The following is a 21,938-nucleotide window of genomic DNA, read 5'->3' on the forward strand; positions in this document are numbered from 1 at the left end:
GCTCGCCCCCGAACCGGATCACAAGCGGAACCCCAAGGGCCCCTCGGATCCGTCTCCGCCCGGCGCGTCTCCCGCCAGGCAAGAATCTCAGCGTAGCGCTCTGGGCACGGAATGTGCGCGCCGTTACCGGAACGAGCCCGGACCCTTCCCCGGAATACCCCTGGGGGGTATATATGTTGGCGTCACAGAAGGATCCGCACCTGACACCGGGGGTCGGCCATGGACCACGAGCACACCGTCCACGAGCACACCGAACACGCGCACGCACCGCACACACCCCACGCACCCCACGAGGCACCCGGCGCCGCCGGCGCCTCCTGGGCCATGGCCGCCCAGGCCACCCTGCACTGCCTCACCGGCTGCGCGATCGGCGAGGTGCTCGGCATGGTCGTGGGCACGGCGTTCGGCTGGGGGAACCTGCCGACCACACTGCTGGCGATCGTGCTGGCGTTCTTCTTCGGCTACGCGCTCACCATGCGCGGGGTCCTGAAGGCGGGCGTCGACCTGCGCACCGCCCTGCGGGTGGCGCTGGCCGCGGACACCCTCTCCATCGCCGTGATGGAGCTGATCGACAACGGCACGATCCTGGTCTGGCCGGCCGCGATGGACGCCCAGCTGGGCGACGCGCTGTTCTGGGTCTCGCTGGCCGTCTCGCTCGTGCTCGCGTTCGTGGTGACCGCGCCGGTCAACAAGTGGACGATCGGGCGGGGCAAGGGGCACGCGGTGGTGCACCGCTACCACCACTGAACGGCGGGACCTCCACCACCGGGCGGCTGGACCTCAGAGCTCCGGACCGTCTCCCGGCCCCTCCTGGTAGGAGTAGCGCTGCTCCTTCCAGGGGTCGCCGATGTTGTGGTAGCCGCGCTCCTCCCAGAAGCCGCGGCGGTCGGCGGTCATGTACTCGATACCGCGGACCCACTTGGGACCCTTCCAGGCATACAGGTGCGGGACGACCAGGCGGACCGGGAAACCGTGCTCGGCGGTGAGGAGTTCGCCGTCCTTGTGGGTGGCGAAGAGGGTGCGCTCGGCGGCGAAGTCCGCGAGGCGCAGGTTGGAGCTGAAGCCGTACTCCGCCCAGACCATCACATGGGTGACCTCGGGGGCGGGCGGCGCCAGCTCCAGGACGGTCCGCGCCGGGATCCCGCCCCACTCCGCGCCGAGCATGCTGAACTTCGTCACGCAGTGCAGGTCGGCGACCACGGTGGCGTAGGGCAGGGCCGTGAACCGCTCGTGGTTCCAGACCTGCGCGCCCCCGTCGGCGGTGGCGCCGAAGACCCGGAACTCCCAGCGCTCGGGCCGGAACTTGGGCACCGGGCCGTAGTGCGTGACCGGCCAGCCGCGCTGCAGTCGCTGCCCCGGCGGAAGCTCGGCTCCCGCGGCTTCCCGAGACGCGTGCTCCACCGGATGACCCATGCCTTCCATCCTGACAGACCACGGGCGGTGCACCTGACCAGGCAGACCGCTCACCGATCATCAAATCGGTCAACTTCCACCAAGTGCGGACTTACTTACTAAGTCAGCACTTACTGGACGATCTTCTACGCCGGTGCAATCATGCGCCGCAGACACCCCAGTCCGTGGAAGGAGCCTCTGCGATGCAGGGCGACCCCGAGGTCATCGAATTCCTCAACGAGCAGCTCACCGGCGAGCTCACCGCGATCAACCAGTACTTCCTGCACGCGAAGATGCAGGAGAACTTCGGCTGGTACAAGCTCGCGAAGTACACCCGGCACGAGTCGTTCGACGAGATGAAGCACGCCGAGGTGCTCACCGACCGGATCCTGTTCCTGGAGGGGCTGCCCAACTACCAGCGGCTGTTCCACGTCCGTGTGGGGCAGACCGTGAAGGAGATGTTCGAGGCCGACCGGCAGATCGAGGTGGAGGCGATCGACCGGCTCAAGCGCGGGATCAAGGTGATGCGCGAGAAGGGCGACATCACGTCCGCGAACATCTTCGAGGACATCCTCAAGGACGAGGAGCACCACATCGACTACCTCGACACCCAGCTGGAGCTGGTGGAGAAGCTCGGTGAGGCGCTCTACCTCGCACAGTTGATCGAGCAGCCGGAGAGCTGACCCGGGCGGCTCGACCTAGGCGGCTTCGCCCAGCCCGTCGAGCCCGCCGTCGATCTCGGAGAGCACCGGGCGCCCCTGGTCGGCCAGCTCGCGGCGGGGGCAGGCGCCCCGGCCGAGGATCGCCTGGATGCGGCGGACGCACGAACCGCAGTCCGTGCCCGCCTTGCAGGCGGACGCTATCTGGCGAGGAGTGGCGGCGCCGTCCTCCGCGTGCCGCTTGACCTGCGCCTCGGTCACCCCGAAACAGCTGCAGACGTACACGCGGATTCACCTCCCGCCGGGGTCGATAAGGTCAACCTAACCTTACCCGGCGTCCCGGGCCCGCAAAAGTCCGAAGGGGCGCGGATCGCATGTGATCCGCGCCCCACGGCAGGTCCGGGTGGTTACTGGTCCCGGTACATCTCCGCGACGAGGAACGCCAGGTCCAGGGACTGGCTGCGGTTCAGGCGGGGGTCGCAGGCCGTCTCGTAGCGCTGGTGCAGGTCGTCGACGAAGATCTCGTCGCCGCCGCCCACGCACTCGGTGACGTCGTCACCGGTGAGCTCGACATGGATGCCACCCGGGTGGGTGCCAAGCCCCTTGTGGACCTCGAAGAAGCCCTTGACCTCGTCGAGCACGTCGTCGAAGCGGCGGGTCTTGTGGCCCGAGGCCGCCTCGAAGGTGTTGCCGTGCATCGGGTCGGTCACCCAGGCCACGGTGGCACCCGAGGCGGTGACCTTCTCGACCAGCTCCGGGAGCTTGTCCCGGACCTTGTCCGCGCCCATCCGGACGACGAAGGTCAGCCGGCCCGGCTCGCGGTCCGGGTCGAGGCGGTCGATGTACCGCAGCGCCTCCTCGGCCGTCGTCGTCGGGCCGAGCTTGAGGCCGATCGGGTTGCGGATCTTCGAGGCGAACTCGATGTGCGCCCCGTCCAGCTGCCGGGTGCGCTCACCGATCCACACCATGTGCGCCGAGACGTCGTAGAGCTTGCCGGTGCGCGAGTCGACCCTGGTCAGGGCGGACTCGTAGTCAAGGAGCAGCGCCTCGTGCGAGGAGAAGAACTCGACCGTCTTGAACTCCTCGGGCTCCGCGCCGCAGGCCCGCATGAAGTTCAGCGCGTTGTCGATCTCGCGGGCGAGCTGCTCGTAGCGCTGGCCCGACGGGGAGGACTTCACGAAGTCCTGGTTCCAGGCGTGCACCTGGCGCAGGTCCGCGTAACCGCCGGTGGTGAAGGCACGCACCAGGTTCAGCGTCGAGGCGGACGCGTTGTACATCCGCTTCAGCCGCTCGGGGTCCGGGATGCGCGCCTTCTCGTCGAAGTCGAAGCCGTTGACCGAGTCGCCGCGGTACGTCGGCAGGGTCACGCCGTCGCGGGTCTCGGTCCCCTTGGAGCGCGGCTTGCTGTACTGGCCGGCGATCCGCCCCACCTTCACCACGGGCACCGACGCGGCGTACGTCAGCACGGCACCCATCTGGAGGAGGGTCTTGAGCTTGTTGCGGATGTGGTCGGCGGACACCGCGTCGAAGGCCTCGGCGCAGTCGCCGCCCTGGAGGAGGAACGCCTCTCCCTTGGCGACGGACGCCATCCGGGCGCGCAGCTGGTCGCACTCGCCCGCGAAGACGAGCGGCGGATACGACTCCAGCTCCGCAACGACTGCGCGCAGAGCCTCGGGGTCGGGGTACTCGGGCTGCTGCGCCGCGGGCAGGTTTCGCCAGGTGTTGCCAGCGCTCAGGCTGGTCTTAGCGTTCACGGTCACCTCGTAAACATTACGGGGTCGTGTCGCCATGTTTTCCTCCGGCTCGACTGGTGAGACAGAGCGATTGTCCTGTGGACAGGGGGTGGGCTGCGGTAAGGTTTGCCGCATGTTCGTGCATTCGATCCAGAACTGGTGGTGGACCGCTTCTCCGGCGGCCCACTGACTGCGCGTACGCAAGACTTCGCGAAGGCCGCCCGGAGGGGCGGCCTTCGGCGTTCCCGGGGTCGTTCCTCTCCCAGCTGTCTCACCTGTCTCATCCGACAAAGGACCGCAGAGGAACCATGGACCTGAACCAGTTGCTCCACGACGACCGCCCCTTCGCCCTGCTCCGCCGCCGCACCCCCGGCCACGACGAGAGCACGGTGGAGCTCCTGGTCGGCCCGGTCACCGCCCACGACCGGCTCGCCGACCTGCCCGAGGAGGGGCTCGCCCTGGTTCCGTACCGGCAGATCCGGGAGCGGGGGTTCGACGTGCGGGACGACGGGACGCCGCTGCTGGTACTGACCCCGACAGTGGTATGTCACATTCCACTCGACGAGGCCCTCGCCGCCCTCCCCTCCCACGACGTCCAGGTCGAATCCGGCGCCTTCGACGTCGACGACGACACGTACGCGCAGATCGTCGGCCGCGTGCTGCGCGAGGAGATCGGCCGGGGCGAGGGCGCGAACTTCGTGATCCGGCGGACGTACCAGGGAGAGATCCCGGGCTTCGGGCGCGCCGACGCGCTGGCGCTGTTCCGGCGGCTCCTGGAGGGCGAGCGGGGCGCGTACTGGACGTTCGTCGTGCACACCGGGGACCGGACGCTGGTCGGCGCGAGCCCCGAGGTGCACGTGCGGATGTCCGGCGGCACGGTGGTCATGAACCCGATCAGCGGCACGTACCGCTACCCCGCCGAGGGCCCCACCCCCGAGCACCTGCTCGGCTTCCTCGCCGACGGCAAGGAGATCGAGGAGCTGTCGATGGTCGTCGACGAGGAGCTCAAGATGATGTGCACGGTGGGCGACATGGGCGGGGTGGTCGTCGGGCCGCGGCTGAAGGAGATGGCGCACCTCGCGCACACCGAGTACGAGCTGCGCGGCCGGTCCTCGCTGGACGTGCGGGAGGTCCTGAGGGAGACCATGTTCGCGGCGACCGTGACCGGGTCCCCGGTGCAGAACGCCTGCCGGGTGATCGAGCGGCACGAGGTCGGCGGGCGGGGTTACTACGCCGGGGCACTGGCCCTGCTCGGCCGGGACTCCGGCGGCGCCCAGACGCTCGACTCGCCCATCCTCATCCGTACCGCCGACATCGACGCGGACGGGAGGCTGCGGGTCCCCGTCGGCGCCACCCTGGTGCGCGGCTCGGACCCGGTGAGCGAGGTCGCGGAGACGCACGCGAAGGCAGCCGGAGTGCTGGCGGCCCTCGGGGTACGGCCGTCCCGCCCGCGTTCCGAGTCGGCACGCCCCCGGCTGGCCGACGACCCCCGGGTGCGGGCGGCGCTGGACGGGCGGCGGGCGTCACTGGCGCCGTTCTGGCTGCGGATGCAGGAGCGGTCCGGGGAACTGACCGGGCACGCTCTCGTGGTGGACGCCGAGGACACGTTCACGGCGATGCTGGCGCACGTCCTGCGGTCCGGCGGGCTGGACGTCACCGTCCGGCGGTACGACGAGCCCGGGCTGCGGGCGGCCGTGCTCGCGCACGAGGGGCCGGTCGTGCTCGGCCCGGGGCCCGGTGACCCGTCCGACCTGGACGATCCGAAGATGCGGTTCCTGCGGGAGCTGACCGCGACCGTGCTCCGGGAGCACCGGGACGGGGTGCTGGGCGTCTGCCTCGGGCACGAGCTGATCGCGGCGGAGCTGGGGCTGGACATCGTCCGCAAGGAGGTCCCCTACCAGGGGGCGCAGGCGACCGTGGACCTGTTCGGGCGCCCGGAGACGGTCGGTTTCTACAACAGCTTCGTGGCCCGCTGCGACGACGAGGCGGCGCGGGAGCTGGCCGCGCACGGCATCGAGGTGAGCCGGGCGGAGAACGGCGAGGTGCACGCCGTCCGGGGCCCCGGTTTTGCGGGGGCGCAGTTCCACCCGGAGTCGGTCCTCACGCTGAACGGGGCCGCCGTGGTGAGGGAGTTGGTAGGACAACTGCGCGGCACCGGCACCGTTCAGGCCTGAGTTTCGGGTGCGGGTCCGTGGGGGCTGGTCGCGCCCCTCAGGAACCTCCGCGCGCCGTCACGGTGACCGTGACGGCGCGTGGGCCGAGCGGGGGAAGCAGGCTGTCAGCCGAAGAACACCCCGACCTCCTCGTACAGCTTCAGGTCGACGGTCTTCAGCTTCGCGGTGGCCTCCGCGATCGGGACCCGGACGATGTCGGTGCCGCGCAGCGCGACCATCTTGCCGAAGTCCCCGTCGCGGACGGCGTCGACGGCGTGCAGGCCGAAGCGGGTGGCCAGCCAGCGGTCGAAGGCGCTGGGCGTGCCGCCGCGCTGGATGTGCCCGAGGACGGTGGTCCGGGCCTCCTTGCCGGTGCGCGTCTCGATCTCCTTGGCCAGCCACTCGCCGACCCCGGAGAGCCGGACGTGCCCGAAGGAGTCCAGGGATCCGTCCTTGAGGACGGCCTCGCCGTCCTTCGGCATGGCGCCCTCGGCGACGACCACGATCGGGGCGTACGACGCCTTGAAGCGGGAGGTGACCCAGGCGCACACCTGGTCCACGTCGAAGCGCTGCTCCGGGATGAGGATGACGTTGGCGCCGCCGGCGAGCCCGGAGTGGATGGCGATCCAGCCGGCGTGCCGGCCCATCACCTCGCAGACCAGGACCCGCATGTGGGACTCGGCGGTGGTGTGCAGCCGGTCGATTGCCTCGGTGGCGATGCCGACCGCGGTGTCGAAGCCGAAGGTGTAGTCGGTGGCGGACAGGTCGTTGTCGATGGTCTTCGGCACGCCGACGACGGGTACGCCGTACTCGTCGGTGAGCCGGGCGGCGACGCCGAGGGTGTCCTCGCCGCCGATCGCGATCAGCGCGTCGACCTCCAGCTTGGCGAGGTTGTCCTTGATCCGGCGGATGCCGTTCTCCTGCTTGAGCGGATTGGTCCGCGAGGAGCCGAGGATGGTGCCGCCGCGGGGCAGGATGCCGCGTACCGCGGGGATGTCGAGGCGGACGGTGTCGCCTTCGAGGGGTCCGCGCCAGCCGTCCCGGAAGCCGACGAAGTCGTAGCCGTACTCCTGCACGCCCTTGCGGACGATGCCCCGGATGACGGCGTTGAGCCCGGGGCAGTCGCCGCCTCCGGTCAGTACTCCGACCCGCATGGAAATGTCCCTTCGCCGCGGTTGCCTGGTGGGACTCACGCTAATGGTGATCCAGCTCACACAGGGATGGGCGCGGAAGGGCAATTCCGGTGAATTGTCGGGCGGTTGGTTTACGCGTCGCCCGAAGATCAGATCAGATCAGTCGTCGTCTCGATCGTCTCGGTCGCCGGCTCAGTCGTCGTCGAGGCCGGCCTCTATCGCGTAGCGCACCAGCTCCACCCGGTTGTGCAGCTGGAGCTTGCCGAGGGTGTTCTGCACATGGTTCTGGACCGTGCGGTGGGAGATGACCAGGCGTTCGGCGATCTGCTTGTAGCTCAGGCCCTTGGCGACCAGCCGCAGCACCTCGGTCTCGCGGTCGGTGAGCCGGGGCGCGTCGGGCCGGTCGGCGTCCGCGGCCGGGGCGGGCTCGGAGGCCAGCCGGCGGTACTCGCCGAGGACGAGACCGGCGAGGCCGGGGGTGAAGACCGGGTCGCCGACGGCGGTACGGCGGACCGCGTCGAGGAGTTCCTCGGTGGACGCCGACTTCAGCAGGTAGCCGGTCGCGCCGGACTTCACCGCCTCCAGGACGTCGGCGTGCTCCCCGCTCGCCGAGAGGACCAGGACCCGCAACGCCGGGTTGTGGCCGACGAGTTCCTTGCAGACCTGGACCCCCGGCTTGGCCGGCAGGTTGAGGTCCAGGACGAGGACGTCGGGCGCGGCGGCCTTGGCGCGGCGCACCGCCTGGTCGCCGTCCCCGGCGGTGGCGACCACCTCGAACCCGGACTCGGCCAGGTCCCGGGCGACCGCGTCGCGCCACATGGGGTGGTCGTCGACCACCATGACCTTGATACTCATCGCCGCTCCGCCTTCCCCGGGGAGACCTTCGGTACCTTCAGCTCGACTTCCGTGCCCTGCCCGGGAACCGAGACCAGCTCGGCACTGCCCCCGAGGTCGCGCAGCCGCCCCCGGATGGACTGGGCCACCCCGAGCCGCCCCTCCCCCTCGGCCTGGGCGAGCCTGCCCTCCGGGATGCCGGGGCCGTCGTCCCGTACGGTGACCACGACCTCGCCGGGCTCGTCCTCGACGAGGATCCAGGCCCGCGCCCCGTCCCCCGCGTGCCCGCGCACATTGTCCAGGGCGGCGCCGACGGCCGCGGCCAGCTCGCGTGCGGCGCCCGGCGGCAGCTCCACCGGCGCACCGGGCTCGGCAAGGCTGACCCGGGATCCGGCGTACCGCGCGAGCAGCGTGCGCAGGTCGACCGGGCCGCTGTCGTCCGGCTCCTCGACGAGGCGTACGACCGCGCCCTGGGCCTCGTCCTCCGAGACCCGGGAGAGCGGCACCAGGCCGCCGGAGACCAGCGTCCGCAGCGCCACCTCCTGCTCGCCCGCCAGCCGGCCCAGTTCGGCCGCGTCGCCGCCGAGGACGGTGCCGCGCCGCTGCACCATGGCGAGCACCTGGAGCACGCCGTCGTGGATGTCCCGGGCGAGCCGCTCCCGTTCCCGGGTCGCCGCCTCGATCTCCAGGGCGCGGGCGAGGGTGCGCTCGGAGGCGCGGGCGACCTCGACGACGTACCCGATGGCGATGGAGGCGACCCAGACCAGGACCACGCTGTGGACGGTGTCGCGGGCCGGGTGGCCGCGCTCGACCAGGTTGGCGACGGCGACCGGGGTGGAGGCGAACGCGGCCCACCGCCAGCCGCCCTTGAGTGCGTAGGCGAGGACCGAGCCGGCGGTCCAGATCGACGGCAGGGTCGGGCCGCCCCGGTCGATGTGGCCCTGGGTGACCACCCAGGGGGTCAGCAGGATGCCGGTGAGCGCGACGGCGAGGTCGACGGCGAGGAAGCGCTTGGTGCAGGCCGCCGCGTTCTGTACGCGGGGCAGGGTCGCGAGGGTCCAGACGGTCAGGACGGCGTAGTAGGCGATGGCGACGCCCGCGCGGTCGTAGTCGTCGTAGGCGGAGGCGAACAGGCCGATGGCGTAGAGCAGGGTCAGTACGCGGTAGCCGGTGAGGGCACGCCACAGGGGCTGCTCGACCGACATCCGTATGACGCGTTCCCGCTTGCTCATGTCCCCCCAGTCCCCTGCCAGTCCCCCGGCTGCCGGTCCCCCTGCCGCCGGTCTAGGACTCGGCGGCCTTCTTCTCGGCTCTCCGTGCCGCGTCCTTCCCGGCCTTCGCGGCCTCCGCGATCTGCCGCTTGGCGGCCGTCGCGTAGATGTCCACGTACTCCTGGCCGGAAAGCTTCATGATCTCGTACATGACCTCGTCGGTCACCGCGCGCAGCACGAACCGGTCGTGCTCCATGCCCTGGTAACGGCTGAAGTCCAGCGGCCTGCCGATCCGGATGCCCGGCCGCATCAGCTTGGGCATCACCTGCCCCGGCGGCTGGATCTTCTCCGTGTCGATCATGGCGACGGGGAGGACCGGGGCGCCGGTCGCGAGGGCCACGCGTGCGAGGCCGCCGGGCTTGCCCCGGTACAGGCGGCCGTCGGGCGAGCGGGTGCCCTCCGGGTAGATGCCGAACAGCTCGCCGCGCTCCAGCACGTCTATGCCGCTCTGCACCGCGGCCTCGCCTGCGCCGCGCGCCCCGGAGCGGTCCACCGGCAGCTGGCCGACGCCCTTGAAGAAGGCGGCCGTGAGGCGGCCCTTGACGCCGGGCGTGGTGAAGTACTCGGCCTTCGCGATGAAGGTGACCTTGCGGTCCAGCACCGCGGGCAGGAAGAACGAGTCCGAGAAGGACAGGTGGTTACTCGCCAGGATCGCCGGGCCCTCGGCCGGGACGTTCTCCAGGCCCTCCACCCAGGGCCTGAAGGTGACCTTCAGCGGTCCCCCGATGGCGACCTTCATCGCGCCGTACAACAACCCAGTGCCTCCTGTTTCCGTCGATCAGACCTTAACCCGGAGCGCCGGGAATGGGCCCGACGACCCTGGTCGGTGTCAGTGCCGTCGCGTACGGTGAAGCACAACTGGAGTCGTCGTTCGTACCCCTCGCAGTTCCGCCCTCTCTCAGAATTGGAGACCGAAGGTGCCGGTTCTCCCCGGAGCCGAGCCGTACCGCCATGACGGCGGGGAGGTCGGCGTCCTCCTCTGCCACGGTTTCACCGGCTCGCCCCAGTCGCTGCGCCCCTGGGCGGAACACCATGCGGCACACGGCCTGAGCGTGTCCGTGCCCCTGCTGCCGGGGCACGGCACGCGCTGGGAGGACATGCAGGTCACCGGCTGGCAGGACTGGTACGCGGAGGTGGACCGCGAGCTGCGGCTGCTGCGCGAGCGCTGCTCCCAGGTGTTCGTGGCGGGCCTGTCCATGGGCGGCACGCTGGCGCTCCGGCTGGCCGCCAGGAACGGTACGGGTGTGGACGGCGTGGTGATCGTCAACCCGGCGAACAAGGTGCACGGCCTGTCCGCGTACGCCCTTCCGGTGGCCCGGCATCTCGTCCGCACGACGAAGGGCATCGCCAGCGACATCGCCAAGCCGGGCGCCGCGGAGACGGGGTACGACCGGGTGCCGCTGCACTGCGCGCACTCGCTGCGGAACTTCTTCCGCCAGGTGGACAAGGAGCTGCCGCAGGTGACCCAGCCGCTGCTGCTCCTGCGCAGCACCCGGGACCATGTGGTTCCGGCGGTGGATTCCGCCCGGATCCTGAGCCGGGTGTCGTCCACGGACGTAACGGAGGTCGTGCTGGAACAGAGTTACCACGTGGCGACGTTGGACCATGACGCGGACCGGATCTTCGAGGAGAGCCTCGCCTTCATCGGCCGGCTCGCACCCAGTGTCGGCAAGGAAGGGACGGCCGCAGTTGGCTGAGCACGACTCCGACCGCGAGGACCGCGAGCCGGACGAGACGGGGGTGCCCTTCGACGAGGCGGCCGCCTGGGCGGCGATCGTCGCGGGGTACGGCGATGAACCGCCGGACCCGCCGGGCACGAAGCCCTACAAGCCGGTGCAGGATCTCGCGCTGCCTGCGACCGACGAGGACGAGACAGAGAAGGGCGCCGAGACCGCGGGGACCGCGGCCGGGGCGGCGGCCGAGGAGCCACGGCCCGTGCAGCCGCTGGGGGGTTCCGTCTCCTTCGCGCCCGGGGTGGGCCCGCGTGACTACACGGCGCCGGAGGCGTCCGAGGACGACTTCGACGATGACGACGACGGGCACTTCGTGCCGCCCGAGCCGCCGCCGCTGCCGGAGGCCGACGCGACGGCCAAGTTCGCCTGGCTGGGCGTGGTGGGCGGGCCGGTCCTGCTGCTGCTCGCCGTGCTGCTGGGCTGGGACATGACCTGGTGGCTGGCGACGCTGGGCATCGGCGGCTTCCTCGGCGGCTTCGTCACGCTGGTGACCCGTATGAAGACCGACGACGACGAGGACGGCGACCCCGGGCGGGGAGCCGTCGTCTGACCGGTCCACGCCCGCCCGAGGGCCCGTCCGGAGCTGCTCCGGACGGGCCCTCGTGTTTCCCGTCCGATTCCCGTCCGACGGCTCGGGTTCAGGCCGAGGGCACCCGGAGCGCGGCCAGCACGGGCAGGTGGTCGGTCGCCCGCGTGAGATCGGCTTCGGTCACGCCGGGCTGGTCCAGGGGGACGCCGCAGCCGAGCACCTCGATGCCCTTCGTCGCGAAGACGGCGTCGATGCGCTGGTGGGGGTCGGTGGACCAGGAGGTGAACTCGCCGCCCCAGGGGGCGGTGGTACGGCAGTCCTGGAAGGCGTCGGCCAGGCGGCGGAAGGTGCGGCCGTCGGGGCGGTCGTTGAGGTCGCCGCCGGCGACGGCGTGCTCCACGCCCATGCCGGCGACCCGGTCGAGGAGCAGGCCGCCCTGCTCGTAGCGCTCGTCCTGCTGGAGGCTGAGGTGGAAGCTGGTGACGCCGAGGCGGGCGCCGCCGAACCGGACGACGGCGGTCGCGAGGCCGCGGCGGTGCAGGCCGGGGGTGAGCGGGAGGAGGACGTCCTCGGTGCGCTCCACGGTGGCGCGGAGGTCGCAGAGGATCGCCGGGCCGGCCGCGGTGCCGCCCCCGGTGAGGATCACCAGGTCGGAGGCGGAGGCCAGGCGGGCGAGCTTCTTGCGCCAGCGGAAGAAGCGGGGGGCCTCCTGGATCAGGACCAGGTCGGGGGCGCAGGCCCTGATGACGCGGGCGAGGGCGTCGGTGTCGTCCCGCATGGAGCGGATGTTGTAGCTGAGGACGCGGATGACGGCGGAACCGTCGGGCTCTGTGTGGGAGTTGGGGAGCGGCGCCATGTGGATCAATGTACGCGGTGAGAGGGGGCCGTGCGCCTAGGGGGGTGGGGCGCGAGGTGGGTGTGCGACTGCCGGTTCGTTGTGGCTGGTCGCGCAGTTCCCCGCGCCCCCGAGAAAGCAGGTGGGACCCGTGGGCGGTGATTACATGATCGGGTCGGGCTCCCGGGCCAGGTCGGCCGCGCCCACCAGGCCGGCCTCGTTGCCGAGCTGGGCCGCGATGACCTCGGCCACCGGGCGCCAGTTGCCGCCCACCAGCCAGCGCTTGTAGGACTTGCGGATCGGGTCGAGGACCAGTTCGCCCTCGTCCGAGAGGCCGCCGCCGACGATGAACGCGGAGGGGTCGAAGAGGGAGGCGAGGTCGGCGAGGCCGGCGCCGGCCCAGCGGGCGAGCTCGCGGTAGGAGTCGACGGCGACCGGGTCGCCCTGCCGGGCGGCCATGGAGATGTGCTTGCCCTCGATGCCCTCGGGGGTGCCGTCACCGAGGCCGAGCAGGATCTCGGCGTGCTCGGGGGTGGCGTTGGCGCGCTGCTTGGCGTAGCGGACGAGGGCGCGGCCGGAGGCGTACTGCTCCCAGCAGCCCTGCGAGCCGCAGCCGCACAGCAGCCCGTCCGGGACCATCCGGATGTGCCCGAACTCGGCGGCGACGCCGAAGTGCCCGCGGCGCAGCTTGTTGCCGATGATGATGCCGCCGCCGAGGCCGGTGCCGAGGGTGATGCAGATGACGTTGCGGTGGCCCTTGCCGGCGCCGAACTTGTACTCGCCCCAGGCGGCGGCGTTGGCGTCGTTCTCCACGACCACGGGGAGGCCGACGCGGGCCTCGACTTCTTCCTTCAACGGCTCCTGGCGCCAGTCGATGTTGGGCGCGAAGTAGACCGTGGAGCGCTGCCGGTTCACGTAACCGGCGGCGCCGATGCCCACGCCGACGATCTCGTGCCCGGCACGCGCACCCTCTACGGCGGAAGCAATGGCGTCCACGATGCCCTCGGGCGTGCCCGGGGTCGGCACCTTGTGGGTCGAGAGGATGTTGCCTTCCTCATCGACCACGCCGGCCGCGATCTTCGTGCCGCCGATGTCGACGCCGATGGTGAGTCCCATGAATCCCTCAGTTTCGGTCGAGCCCCGCTACGGCCAACCGTACCCGAGGCCCTGCCGTCGGGTTCTCGTCGTCCGTCCGGTGAGCGGACCGGTCGGCGGGACGGGGCGCGGGACGGAGGGATTCGACGGGGGTGTCAGTCCAGGTCGATGCGTTCACCGGGGCCGGCGTCGTCGCCCGGGTCGTGCTTGCGGGAGGTCCAGCGGGTCTCCTGGGCCTGGACCGCGGAGCGGTAGGCGGCGAGGAGTTCACCGCCGGCCGCGGCCAGGTGGTCGAAGACGTCCGGGTTGCGCTCTATGACGGGCTCGACGGCGTTCTTCGCCTGCTGGACGACCTGCCGGACCACCTGCTGGGCGGCCGGTCCGGCGACCGCCCCGAGCAGCGGGGTCTGGAGGCCGGACAGCTTGTCGGCGACGGCGTCGACGAACTTGCGCAGTTCCTCGGCGGCCGACCCGGGCGGCGGGCCGTACTGGGCGCGACGGCGGGCCTTCTCCGCCTGCAGGTCCTCGGCGCAGGCGGTGGCCCAGGCGTCGTCGTCCGTCGCCCGTACCTCGTCCGCGGCCTCGGAGGCGTCGGCTGCGGGGCGCTCTTCGCTCATGACGGACTCCTGACTACGGTTCGTCTCTACGACGTTACCCGAACGGGCGTACCGGTTTCACCGTCAGCGCGGCCACAGCTCCGGGTCCGGTGCGAAGCGCAGCCGCAGCTCGCCGTCGCGCAGTCCGGCCCCGGCGACGGTGCAGCGGCGCAGGGCCGACGGCAGGGCGACGATCCGGCGGAAGCCGCCCACGGTGATCACGACCTCGTCGCCGCGCCGGACGAGGTCCAGGCCGTCCCGTATCGCGCCGGGCAGCGGGATGTGCCAGACGAGGACGCCGTCCTCCTCGATCCGGTCGGCGACGGGCCACTCGACCGGGGCGGGCGCCGTGTTGACACCGGGCACGGCGAGCGCGGCGAGGTCGTCGATGCCGCGCGGGTCGTGCCCCAGGTGGGCGACGGCCGCGACCTCGTACGCCTCCCCCCACTCCGCGAGGGTCTTGCGCTGCTGGGCGACGAGGGTGTGCAGGGGCGTGGCCTCGGGCAGCACCCGGTTGGCGATCAGGGTCGCGGCGGACAGGCCGCGCAGGGCGAGGCCGAGACGGGCGGTGCGGACGGCGTCGGCGCCGGCCGGGCCGGGTTCGGCGACCAGGCGTACGGCGGTGTCGCGGTCGGCGAGGACGGCCTCCACGGCGGCCAGCTCGACGTCCCAGCGGGCCGCCGTCTCGTACAGCCACTCCGCGGGCATGGGGACGCCGGCGAGGCGGCCGAGGACCGGGCGCAGGGCGCGGGCCGCCTGCCGCTCGGGCGGGAGCAGCCGGCGCAGGTACCGGCGGAGCTCCTCGGGGAGGGCGAGGAGGGCGAGTGCCTGGGGGGCGGGCGGGAGGTCCACGACGAGCAGCTCGTACCGCTCGGAGAGGGCGGCGTCGCGCAGGGCGCGCAGGAAGGACAGTTCCTCGGCGCCGGGCAGGGGGGTGAGCTCCTCGGCGTCCAGGCGGGAGGCGCCCAGGAGGTCGAGGACGTTCGCGGCGCGGCTCTGGAAGGCGGTGAGGTCCTCGCGGAAGCGGGCGGCGGCGTCGGGGCGCCAGGCGGTGAGGGTGGGGGTGACGCGGGTGGGCTCCGGTCCTGTCGCGGTGCCCAGGGCGGCGCCGAGGGTGTCCGTGCGGTCGGCGCTCAGGACGAGGGTGGGGGTGCCCTCGCCTGCGGCGCGCAGGGCGGTGGCCGCGGCGACGGTGGTACGGCCGCTGCCGCCCGGGCCGGTGATCAGGATGGTGCGCATGAGGGTGAACCGTAACTGAAGCGGGCCTTGCCTGTAGGTGCCCGGAACTGAGGGGAGGGGGTGTCACTTACCTGCGCTGGCAGGGTGCCGCTGCGCCCACCCGTGCCGCCCTGCGGCACGCCTGCCCGCAGCTGAGTAGCTGTGGAGCCGACGCGACTGCAGCGCCCCGCAAGGGGCGCGGGGAACTGCGCGAGCAACCCCCACCCACTCGCACCCGGCGCTCTACGCGTACCCCTACGGCGCGTCCCTACGTCACTTCTCCCCCGACTCCACCCTCTTCTTCAACCCCGCCAGCGCCCGGTCGATGATGACCTTCTCCGCCTTGCGCTTGATCATCCCGAGCATCGGGATCTTGACGTCCACCGTCAGCGAGTACGTGACCTCGGTCGAACCCGCGCCCGCCGGCTTGAGGAGGTACGAGCCGTCGAGGGACCGCAGCATCTGGGACTTCACCAGCGTCCAGGAGACCTCGTTGTCACCGGTCCACGTGTATCCGAGGACCTGGTCGTCCTTGATCGCACCGGCGTCCATGACCAGGCGGACCTGCTCGGCACGGCCCTGGGCGTCGGCCTTCAGGACCTCCGCCTCCTTCACCTCGCCGGTCCAGTCCGGGTAACGGGCGAAGTCGGCGATCACCGCCATGACGTCCGCCGGGGCCGCCTCGATCGTGATGTTCGAGCTGGTGTGTTCCGCCATCGCCGTGGCTCCTCCAGATGCGGGCCGGTGGGACCGGTGGGACCGGTAAAGGGGTCGGCGTGCGCGGGCGTGCGCACGCGTCTGCCGCGTGAAGGCTACCGCGCGTCCGACCAGCCGACTTCACCCCCTGTCCGGGGTCGTCACCATTCCAGCGCCCAGGGCCGTCCGGTGCCCGCGAAGTGCCCGACGTTCACGCACTCGGTGGCCCCGATCCGCATCCGCTTCACCAGCGGCTGGTGGACATGTCCGAAGAGCGCATACCGGGGGCGGGTGCGGCGGATGGCGTCCAGCAGCGCCCGGCTGCCCCGTTCGAAACGGCGCGCCACCGTGTCGTACACCAACTCCGGCACCTCCGGCGGGATGTGCGTGCAGAGCACGTCGACCTCGCCGAGCGCCTCGATCTTCGCCGCGTACTCCTCGTCGGAGATCTCGTAGGGGGTGCGCATGGGGGTGCGCAGCCCGCCGCCGACGAAGCCGAAGACCCACCCGCCGATCTCGACCCGCTCGCCGTCCAGAACGGTGGTGCCCGGGCCCGCGTACTCGCGCCACAGCTGCGGCATGTCGACATTGCCGTACGTCGCGTACGTCGGGGTCGGGAACGCCGCGAACATCTCGGCGTACTGCTTGCGCACCGCCTTCTCGATCGCCGTCGCCCGGTCCATGCCGATCCCGCCCCACAGCCGGGCGCCGAGTTCCCGTGCTTCCTCGAAGCGGCGGGCGGTGCGGAGTTCGACGAGGCGGTCGGCGTTCTCGACGCCGAACAGGTCGGGGAAGATGCCGCGGGAGTGGTCGGCGTAGTCGAGGAAGAGGACGAGGTCGCCGAGACAGATCAGGGCGTCGGCCCCGTCGCCGGCCCGGGCCAGGTCACGGGCGTTGCCGTGCACGTCGCTGACCACGTGGACGCGGGTCCTCGGGATGCCGGTGGGTGTGGCTGCCATGGTGATCAAGGGTAGGCCTGTGCGGCAAACGTGAACAGGCGATGGCCGCACCGGCGGTTACTGGTCAGTCACTAAGGCCGTGGACTACCGTACGCGAAGGAACACCAACCTGTGTGACGCACCGAACATCTCGCCGGACCCCCCTGTCGAAGAAGCCATACCGGCGGGTAACGTCCGGGCAGTCCAGTCGTGCTCAGGATTTCAACCAACGGATCTTCCAGCCCGTGGCGAAGCCCTGAGTACCTGCCCGAGCCTTGGACCGCACCGTCGCATCGCACAACGTCGTGGCGTCGGCGCCCTATGAGGAGCAGCAGTCTTGCGCGAGTTCAGCCTTCCGGCTTTGTACGAGGTCCCCGCGGACGGCAATCTGACCGACATCGTCCGCAGAAACGCCGCGCAGCATCCGAACGTCGCCGTCATGGCCCGCAAGGTCGGCGGTGTCTGGCAGGACGTGACCGCGACCGCCTTCCTGGCCGAGGTGCACGCGGCCGCGAAGGGCCTCATCGCCTCCGGCATCCAGCCGGGCGACCGGGTCGGCCTGATGTCCCGCACCCGGTACGAGTGGACGCTCCTCGACTTCGCGATCTGGAGCGCCGGCGCGGTCACCGTGCCGGTGTACGAGACCAGCTCGCCGGAGCAGGTCCAGTGGATCCTCAGCGACTCCGGCGCGACCGCCTGCATCGTCGAACTCGACAGCCACACGGCCGCCGTCGAGTCGGTGCGCGAGACGCTGCCCGCCCTCAAGCACGTCTGGCAGATCGAGGCCGGCGCGCTGGAGGAGCTGGGCCGGCTCGGCCAGGGGGTCACCGACGCCACCGTCGACGAGCGCAGCTCGCAGGCGAAGGCGGACGACCCGGCGACCATCGTCTACACGAGCGGCACCACCGGGCGCCCCAAGGGCTGCGTCCTCACCCACCGCGCCTTCTTCGCGGAGTGCGGCAACATCGTGGAGCGCCTGCGCCCCCTGTTCCGCACCGGTGAGTGTTCGGTCCTCCTCTTCCTCCCGCTCGCGCACGTCTTCGGCCGGCTGGTCCAGATCGCCCCGATGATGGCGCCGATCAAGCTGGGCTGCGTCCCGGACATCAAGAACCTCACCGACGAACTGGCCGCCTTCCGGCCGACGCTGATCCTCGGCGTCCCGCGCGTCTTCGAGAAGGTCTACAACTCGGCGCGCGCCAAGGCGCAGGCGGACGGCAAGGGCAAGATCTTCGACAAGGCCGCGGACACCGCGATCGCGTACAGCAAGGCACTGGACACCCCGTCGGGCCCGGCCCTCGGCCTGAAGATCAAGCACAAGACCTTCGACAAGCTCGTCTACAGCAAGCTGCGCGCGGTGCTCGGCGGCAAGGGCGAGTACGCGATTTCCGGCGGCGCCCCCCTCGGCGAGCGGCTGGGCCACTTCTTCCGCGGCATCGGCTTCACGGTCCTGGAGGGCTACGGCCTGACCGAGTCCTGCGCGGCGACCGCGTTCAACCCCTGGGACCGGCAGAAGATCGGCACGGTCGGGCAGCCGCTGCCCGGCTCGGTGATCCGCATCGCGGACGACGGGGAGGTGCTGCTGCACGGCGAGCACCTGTTCAAGGGGTACTGGAACAACCCGGCCGCGACCGCCGAGGCGCTGGCCGACGGCTGGTTCCACACCGGGGACATCGGCACCCTGGACGAGGACGGCTACCTCAGGATCACCGGCCGCAAGAAGGAGATCATCGTCACCGCGGGCGGCAAGAACGTCGCCCCGGCCGTGATCGAGGACCGGATCCGCGCGCACGCGCTGGTCGCGGAGTGCATGGTGGTGGGCGACGGGCGGCCGTTCGTGGGCGCGCTGGTCACCATCGACGACGAGTTCCTGGGCCGCTGGGCGGCCGACCACGGCAAACCGGCGGGCTCCACCGCGGCGTCGCTGCGTGACGACCCGGACCTGATCGCGGCGATCCAGGCCGCTGTCGACGACGGCAACGCCGCGGTGTCGAAGGCGGAATCGGTGCGGAAGTTCCGCATTCTGTCCTCCCAGTTCTCGGAGGAGTCGGGCCACCTGACGCCGTCCCTGAAGCTCAAGCGCAACGTGGTGGCGAAGGACTACGCGGACGAGATCGAGGCCATCTACCAGAAGTAGAGGGGTACTCGGGGTTTGCTCAGAAGTCCTGGGCGAGAACCCGTTCCATCGTCCGCTCGGCGAGCGCGGTGATGGTGACGAACGGGTTCACGCCGATGTTCCCCGGCACCAGCGAGCCGTCCGTGACGTACAGCTTGGAATACCCCTTGACCCTCCCGTAGTCGTCGGTCGCCTGCCCGAGTACGCAGCCGCCCAGCGGGTGGTAGCAGAAGTCGTCCGCGAACACCTTGCTGGACGACCCGAACAGGTCGTACCGGTAGATCGTGGCGTTGGCCGTGTTGATCCGGTCGAACAGTTTCTTGGCCATGGCGACCGAGACCGCGCTCTGGGCCGCGGTCCAGCCCAGCTTCACCCCGCCGCTCGCGGAGTCGTAGGTGAAGGACGCCCGTTGGGGGTTCTTGGTGATCGCCAGGTAGAGGCTCACCCAGGTCTCGAACCCGATGGGCAGCGGGGCGATCTCGGCGAAGACCGGGTTGTCGGTGTTGGCCCAGTCGTCGATGCCCATGACCGGCATGGTCGCCTGGTTGGCTCCGGTGGTGTCCCAGATGTGGTTGGCGCGCCCGAGCATGGTGTTGCCGTTGGTGCTCCACCCGGCGCCCACGCTGGAGTTGAGGGCAGGCAGCGCCCCGGTGTCCCGGGCCCGGACGAGCAGCTCGGTGGTCCCGAGGCTCCCGCCGCCGAGGAACAGGTAGGTGCAGCTGTACTGCTTGCTCTCGACGACGTTCCCGCTCGTGTCGATCCGGTCCACGCTCAGCACGTACGAGCCGTCGCTCGCCTTCGTGATGGTCTTGACCTTCTCCAGGGTGTGGATGGTGACGTTCCCGGTGCCGAGGGCGGCGGCGAGGTAGGTCTTGTCGAGGCTCTTCTTGCCGTAGTTGTTGCCGTAGATGACCTCCTGGGCGAGCGCGGACTTGGTGGCGGTGCCGGCGGCCTCCTGCTGCATGTAGCCGAAGTCGTAGACGTTCGGTACGAAGGTGGTCTTGAGCCCGGTGTTGGCGGCGGCCTTCCGGGACGTCCGGGTGAACTGGTACCACTCGGTCGACTCGAACCAGGTGGAGTCGATGGTGTTGACGCCCAGCATGGTGCGGGCGCGCGGGAAGTACGTGTTGTACATCGCGCTCGCGTCCACGGTCGGGAACTGCTCGGCGAAGTAGGACTGGAGCGGGGTGACCGCCATCCCCCCGTTGACCAGCGACCCGCCTCCGACACCGCGCCCCACGTACACGGACATGTTGTCGTAGTGGACCCGGTCGAGCACTCCCGCGTAGGAGGCGATGTCCTTGTTGACGACGTCCAGCCAGAGGAAGGTGGCGAGCGGCGCCTCGGTGCGGGTCTTGAACCACATGGAGCGCTTGTCCGGGGCGGCGGTGGAACAGAAGATCTTGCCGTCGGAGCCGGCCGTGTTCCACAGCTGGCCCATCTCGATCATGACGGTCCGGATCCCGGCCTGCCCGAGCCGGAGCGCGGCCACGGCCCCGCCGTACCCGGAACCGACCACGATGGCCGGGGCGTTGGTGACGTCGGCCGCTTCCTCGGCGGCCTGCGCCGACTGGAGTCCGACACGGGTGAGACCGGCCGCGGCGGCGGTCTGGAGGGCGATCATGCCCAGGATGTGACGTCTGGTCAGCTGACGCTGCATCAGTTTTGCTGTCATGCGCGCAGCATGTGCGGATTTTCCGGTTCCGCCTAGAGATAAAACAGAGTTGGTGACAAGTGCCCCGTAAGGGGCGCGGGGCTGTATTGGACATGCGGCTGCCGCCGCGTGGGCGCGAGAACCCCCCACCGACCGCCGGCCGACCGACGACCCAACCCTCTACAGCAGCGCCTTCAACCTCTCCGCAAGGAGATCCCACCGCCACCGCTCCTCGACCCACGAGCGCCCCCGCTCCCCCATCCGCCGCCGCAGCTCCGCATCCCCCAGCAGCACGACGATCCGCTCGGCGGCCTCCTCCGGGGACCCGCCCCGCACCACCCACCCGGTCTCCCCGTCGAGGACCGCGTCCGGCGCGCCCCCCGAATCGCCCGCCACCACCGGCATTCCGGTCGCCGACGCCTCCAGGTACACGATCCCGAGCCCCTCCACGTCCAGCCCGCCCCGCCGGGTCCGGCACGGCATGGCGAACACGTCACCCGCGCCGAAGTGCGCGGGCAGCTCGGACCACGGCACGGCCCCCGTGAACCGCACCGACGCCTCGACCCCGGTCTCCCGGACCAGGTGCCGCAGCTCCTTCTCGTACGGCCCGCCGCCCACGATCAGCAGCACCGCGTCCGGCTCGGCGGCCAGGATCAGCGGCATCGCGAGGATCAGCGTGTCCTGCCCCTTGCGCGGCACCAGCCGCGACACGCACACGACCACCGGCCGCTCGCTCAGCCCCAGCCGCGCCCGCACCTCGGCGCCCCCGGAACCGGGGTGGAAGGTCTTCTCGTCCACCCCCGGCGGCAACTGCACCATCCGACCGGCCGCCGCCGCGCTCAGCGCGGTCGCGATCCGGGACCGTGTGTACTCGCCGAGGTAGGTGATCGTGTCGGTCGCGTCCCCGATCCGCCCGAGCAGCTGCCGGGCCGCGGGCAGCTGCGCCCAGCCGGCCTCGTGCCCGTGGGTGGTGGCGACGAGCCGCTCCGCCCCGGCCTTGCGCAGCGCCGGCGCCATCAGCCCGAGCGGAGCCGCCGCCCCGAACCACACGGACGTGCACCCGTGCTCCCGCAGCAGCCCGACCGCCGTCCGGGTCGCCCCGGGCGTCGGCAGCAGCATCGTCGTACGGTCGCGTACGACGGTGAAGGGCTGCTCGGCGTCGAACGCGGCGGTGGCCTCGGCGCCCTCCCGGCCCCGCTTCCACGTGGACGCGTAGACGACGAGCCGCTCGGGGTCCAGCCGCAGGGCCATGTTGTGCAGGAAGGCCTGGATGCCGCCCGGCCGGGGCGGGAAGTCATTGGTCACGATGAGCGTCTTGTGCATCGCCGCAGACCATACCCGCACAGGGCGTTCGGC

22 protein-coding genes are annotated in these 21,938 nt (G+C 71.1%); 7 read left to right on the forward strand and 15 right to left on the reverse strand.

What is annotated here, in order from left to right; genetic code table 11:
• Positions 1-219: 219 nt before the first annotated feature.
• Positions 220-747 carry a DUF4396 domain-containing protein gene (locus tag ACFWPQ_RS40355; protein ID WP_384046552.1) on the forward strand — a complete coding sequence of 176 codons (528 nt, stop codon included), beginning with the start codon at positions 220-222 and terminating at the stop codon, positions 745-747.
• Between the two features lie 33 nt (positions 748-780).
• Here ACFWPQ_RS40355 and ACFWPQ_RS40360 read toward each other — a convergent pair whose 3' ends face one another.
• On the reverse strand, positions 781-1,413 hold the full coding sequence (locus ACFWPQ_RS40360; RefSeq protein ID WP_384046555.1) for a sulfite oxidase-like oxidoreductase: 633 nt from the start codon (positions 1,411-1,413) through the stop codon (positions 781-783).
• A gap of 182 nt (positions 1,414-1,595) precedes the next feature.
• Here ACFWPQ_RS40360 and bfr point away from each other — a divergent pair, with 182 nt between their 5' ends.
• Positions 1,596-2,075, forward strand: coding sequence for a bacterioferritin (gene bfr, locus ACFWPQ_RS40365; RefSeq protein ID WP_384046558.1), 480 nt, complete (start codon positions 1,596-1,598; stop codon positions 2,073-2,075).
• 15 nt (positions 2,076-2,090) lie between these two features.
• Here the strand turns inward: bfr and ACFWPQ_RS40370 are convergent, their stop codons facing one another.
• Together ACFWPQ_RS40370 and ACFWPQ_RS40375 are read right to left on the reverse strand one after the other, a co-directional pair.
• Complete coding sequence (locus tag ACFWPQ_RS40370) at positions 2,091-2,336, reverse strand: bacterioferritin-associated ferredoxin (RefSeq protein WP_384046561.1); 246 nt, start codon at positions 2,334-2,336, stop codon at positions 2,091-2,093.
• Between the two features lie 122 nt (positions 2,337-2,458).
• A complete protein-coding gene (locus ACFWPQ_RS40375; protein ID WP_384046564.1) occupies positions 2,459-3,811 on the reverse strand; it encodes a class II 3-deoxy-7-phosphoheptulonate synthase in 1,353 nt (450 codons plus the stop codon).
• Between the two features lie 106 nt (positions 3,812-3,917).
• On the opposite strand from ACFWPQ_RS40375, the gene ACFWPQ_RS40380 reads away from it, so the two are divergent.
• Together ACFWPQ_RS40380 and ACFWPQ_RS40385 are read left to right on the forward strand one after the other, a co-directional pair.
• Positions 3,918-3,974, forward strand: a complete 57-nt coding sequence (locus ACFWPQ_RS40380; protein WP_384046725.1) for a trp operon leader peptide — start codon at positions 3,918-3,920, stop codon at positions 3,972-3,974.
• A 118-nt stretch (positions 3,975-4,092) separates the two neighbouring features.
• Complete coding sequence (locus tag ACFWPQ_RS40385; RefSeq protein WP_384046567.1) at positions 4,093-5,958, forward strand: anthranilate synthase family protein; 1,866 nt, start codon at positions 4,093-4,095, stop codon at positions 5,956-5,958.
• Between the two features lie 104 nt (positions 5,959-6,062).
• Here ACFWPQ_RS40385 and ACFWPQ_RS40390 read toward each other — a convergent pair whose 3' ends face one another.
• From ACFWPQ_RS40390 to ACFWPQ_RS40405, 4 genes are all read right to left on the reverse strand, one after another.
• The gene (locus ACFWPQ_RS40390; RefSeq protein WP_384046570.1) at positions 6,063-7,091 is read right to left on the reverse strand and encodes a 6-phosphofructokinase; all 1,029 of its coding nucleotides are present in this window, start codon (positions 7,089-7,091) and stop codon (positions 6,063-6,065) included.
• Positions 7,092-7,262: 171 nt separating this feature from the next.
• On the reverse strand, positions 7,263-7,925 hold the full coding sequence (locus tag ACFWPQ_RS40395; RefSeq protein WP_383714583.1) for a response regulator: 663 nt from the start codon (positions 7,923-7,925) through the stop codon (positions 7,263-7,265).
• Positions 7,922-9,136: a MacS family sensor histidine kinase gene (gene macS / locus ACFWPQ_RS40400; protein WP_384046575.1), complete on the reverse strand. Its 1,215-nt coding sequence runs from the start codon at positions 9,134-9,136 to the stop codon at positions 7,922-7,924. The genes ACFWPQ_RS40395 and macS overlap by 4 nt, the downstream gene beginning before the upstream one ends.
• A 52-nt stretch (positions 9,137-9,188) precedes the next feature.
• Positions 9,189-9,926 carry a lysophospholipid acyltransferase family protein gene (locus ACFWPQ_RS40405; RefSeq protein ID WP_384046578.1) on the reverse strand — a complete coding sequence of 246 codons (738 nt, stop codon included), beginning with the start codon at positions 9,924-9,926 and terminating at the stop codon, positions 9,189-9,191.
• A 166-nt stretch (positions 9,927-10,092) separates the two neighbouring features.
• Between ACFWPQ_RS40405 and ACFWPQ_RS40410 the strand changes: the two genes are divergently transcribed.
• Both ACFWPQ_RS40410 and ACFWPQ_RS40415 read left to right on the forward strand, forming a co-directional pair.
• Positions 10,093-10,872, forward strand: a complete 780-nt coding sequence (locus ACFWPQ_RS40410; protein ID WP_361283480.1) for an alpha/beta fold hydrolase — start codon at positions 10,093-10,095, stop codon at positions 10,870-10,872.
• A complete protein-coding gene (locus ACFWPQ_RS40415; RefSeq protein WP_384046581.1) occupies positions 10,865-11,458 on the forward strand; it encodes a hypothetical protein in 594 nt (197 codons plus the stop codon). Before ACFWPQ_RS40410 ends, ACFWPQ_RS40415 begins: the two co-directional genes overlap by 8 nt.
• Positions 11,459-11,546: 88 nt before the next feature.
• Here the strand turns inward: ACFWPQ_RS40415 and ACFWPQ_RS40420 are convergent, their stop codons facing one another.
• From ACFWPQ_RS40420 to ACFWPQ_RS40445, 6 genes are all read right to left on the reverse strand, one after another.
• Complete coding sequence (locus ACFWPQ_RS40420) at positions 11,547-12,293, reverse strand: endonuclease/exonuclease/phosphatase family protein (RefSeq protein WP_384046584.1); 747 nt, start codon at positions 12,291-12,293, stop codon at positions 11,547-11,549.
• 141 nt (positions 12,294-12,434) lie between these two features.
• The gene (locus ACFWPQ_RS40425) at positions 12,435-13,388 is read right to left on the reverse strand and encodes an ROK family glucokinase (protein ID WP_089101131.1); all 954 of its coding nucleotides are present in this window, start codon (positions 13,386-13,388) and stop codon (positions 12,435-12,437) included.
• A 134-nt stretch (positions 13,389-13,522) separates the two neighbouring features.
• Complete coding sequence (locus ACFWPQ_RS40430) at positions 13,523-13,984, reverse strand: DUF5304 domain-containing protein (protein ID WP_384046588.1); 462 nt, start codon at positions 13,982-13,984, stop codon at positions 13,523-13,525.
• Between the two features lie 63 nt (positions 13,985-14,047).
• The gene (locus ACFWPQ_RS40435) at positions 14,048-15,202 is read right to left on the reverse strand and encodes an ArsA family ATPase (RefSeq protein WP_384046591.1); all 1,155 of its coding nucleotides are present in this window, start codon (positions 15,200-15,202) and stop codon (positions 14,048-14,050) included.
• A gap of 252 nt (positions 15,203-15,454) precedes the next feature.
• Positions 15,455-15,898: an SRPBCC family protein gene (locus tag ACFWPQ_RS40440; protein WP_384046594.1), complete on the reverse strand. Its 444-nt coding sequence runs from the start codon at positions 15,896-15,898 to the stop codon at positions 15,455-15,457.
• Between the two features lie 140 nt (positions 15,899-16,038).
• Complete coding sequence (locus ACFWPQ_RS40445; RefSeq protein WP_384046597.1) at positions 16,039-16,836, reverse strand: metallophosphoesterase; 798 nt, start codon at positions 16,834-16,836, stop codon at positions 16,039-16,041.
• 316 nt (positions 16,837-17,152) lie between these two features.
• Here ACFWPQ_RS40445 and ACFWPQ_RS40450 point away from each other — a divergent pair, with 316 nt between their 5' ends.
• A complete protein-coding gene (locus tag ACFWPQ_RS40450) occupies positions 17,153-18,949 on the forward strand; it encodes an AMP-dependent synthetase/ligase (protein ID WP_384046600.1) in 1,797 nt (598 codons plus the stop codon).
• A 19-nt stretch (positions 18,950-18,968) separates the two neighbouring features.
• On the opposite strand, the gene ACFWPQ_RS40455 is transcribed toward ACFWPQ_RS40450, so the two are convergent.
• A complete protein-coding gene (locus ACFWPQ_RS40455) occupies positions 18,969-20,552 on the reverse strand; it encodes a GMC oxidoreductase (protein ID WP_384046728.1) in 1,584 nt (527 codons plus the stop codon).
• Positions 20,553-20,762: 210 nt separating this feature from the next.
• Positions 20,763-21,905 (reverse strand): glycosyltransferase family 4 protein, encoded by a 1,143-nt coding sequence (locus tag ACFWPQ_RS40460; RefSeq protein ID WP_384046603.1) that lies wholly within the window; start codon positions 21,903-21,905, stop codon positions 20,763-20,765.
• Between the last annotated feature and the right edge of the window lie 33 nt (positions 21,906-21,938).

The organism is Streptomyces sp. NPDC058464, assembly GCF_042721035.1.
In the GTDB taxonomy this organism is placed as follows: Bacteria; Actinomycetota; Actinomycetes; order Streptomycetales; family Streptomycetaceae; genus Streptomyces.

What these genes read in the sequence shown, in the direction of transcription:
- ACFWPQ_RS40355 (WP_384046552.1), top strand. Translation starts at nt 220, where the DNA reads ATGGACCACGAGCACACCGTCCACGAGCACACCGAACACGCGCACGCA.
- ACFWPQ_RS40360 (WP_384046555.1), bottom strand. Translation starts at nt 1,413, where the DNA reads ATGGGTCATCCGGTGGAGCACGCGTCTCGGGAAGCCGCGGGAGCCGAG.
- bfr (WP_384046558.1), top strand. Translation starts at nt 1,596, where the DNA reads ATGCAGGGCGACCCCGAGGTCATCGAATTCCTCAACGAGCAGCTCACC.
- ACFWPQ_RS40385 (WP_384046567.1), top strand. Translation starts at nt 4,093, where the DNA reads ATGGACCTGAACCAGTTGCTCCACGACGACCGCCCCTTCGCCCTGCTC.
- ACFWPQ_RS40390 (WP_384046570.1), bottom strand. Translation starts at nt 7,091, where the DNA reads ATGCGGGTCGGAGTACTGACCGGAGGCGGCGACTGCCCCGGGCTCAAC.
- ACFWPQ_RS40395 (WP_383714583.1), bottom strand. Translation starts at nt 7,925, where the DNA reads ATGAGTATCAAGGTCATGGTGGTCGACGACCACCCCATGTGGCGCGAC.
- macS (WP_384046575.1), bottom strand. Translation starts at nt 9,136, where the DNA reads ATGAGCAAGCGGGAACGCGTCATACGGATGTCGGTCGAGCAGCCCCTG.
- ACFWPQ_RS40420 (WP_384046584.1), bottom strand. Translation starts at nt 12,293, where the DNA reads ATGGCGCCGCTCCCCAACTCCCACACAGAGCCCGACGGTTCCGCCGTC.
- ACFWPQ_RS40425 (WP_089101131.1), bottom strand. Translation starts at nt 13,388, where the DNA reads ATGGGACTCACCATCGGCGTCGACATCGGCGGCACGAAGATCGCGGCC.
- ACFWPQ_RS40430 (WP_384046588.1), bottom strand. Translation starts at nt 13,984, where the DNA reads ATGAGCGAAGAGCGCCCCGCAGCCGACGCCTCCGAGGCCGCGGACGAG.
- ACFWPQ_RS40435 (WP_384046591.1), bottom strand. Translation starts at nt 15,202, where the DNA reads ATGCGCACCATCCTGATCACCGGCCCGGGCGGCAGCGGCCGTACCACC.
- ACFWPQ_RS40440 (WP_384046594.1), bottom strand. Translation starts at nt 15,898, where the DNA reads ATGGCGGAACACACCAGCTCGAACATCACGATCGAGGCGGCCCCGGCG.
- ACFWPQ_RS40445 (WP_384046597.1), bottom strand. Translation starts at nt 16,836, where the DNA reads ATGGCAGCCACACCCACCGGCATCCCGAGGACCCGCGTCCACGTGGTC.
- ACFWPQ_RS40455 (WP_384046728.1), bottom strand. Translation starts at nt 20,552, where the DNA reads ATGATCGCCCTCCAGACCGCCGCCGCGGCCGGTCTCACCCGTGTCGGA.
- ACFWPQ_RS40460 (WP_384046603.1), bottom strand. Translation starts at nt 21,905, where the DNA reads ATGCACAAGACGCTCATCGTGACCAATGACTTCCCGCCCCGGCCGGGC.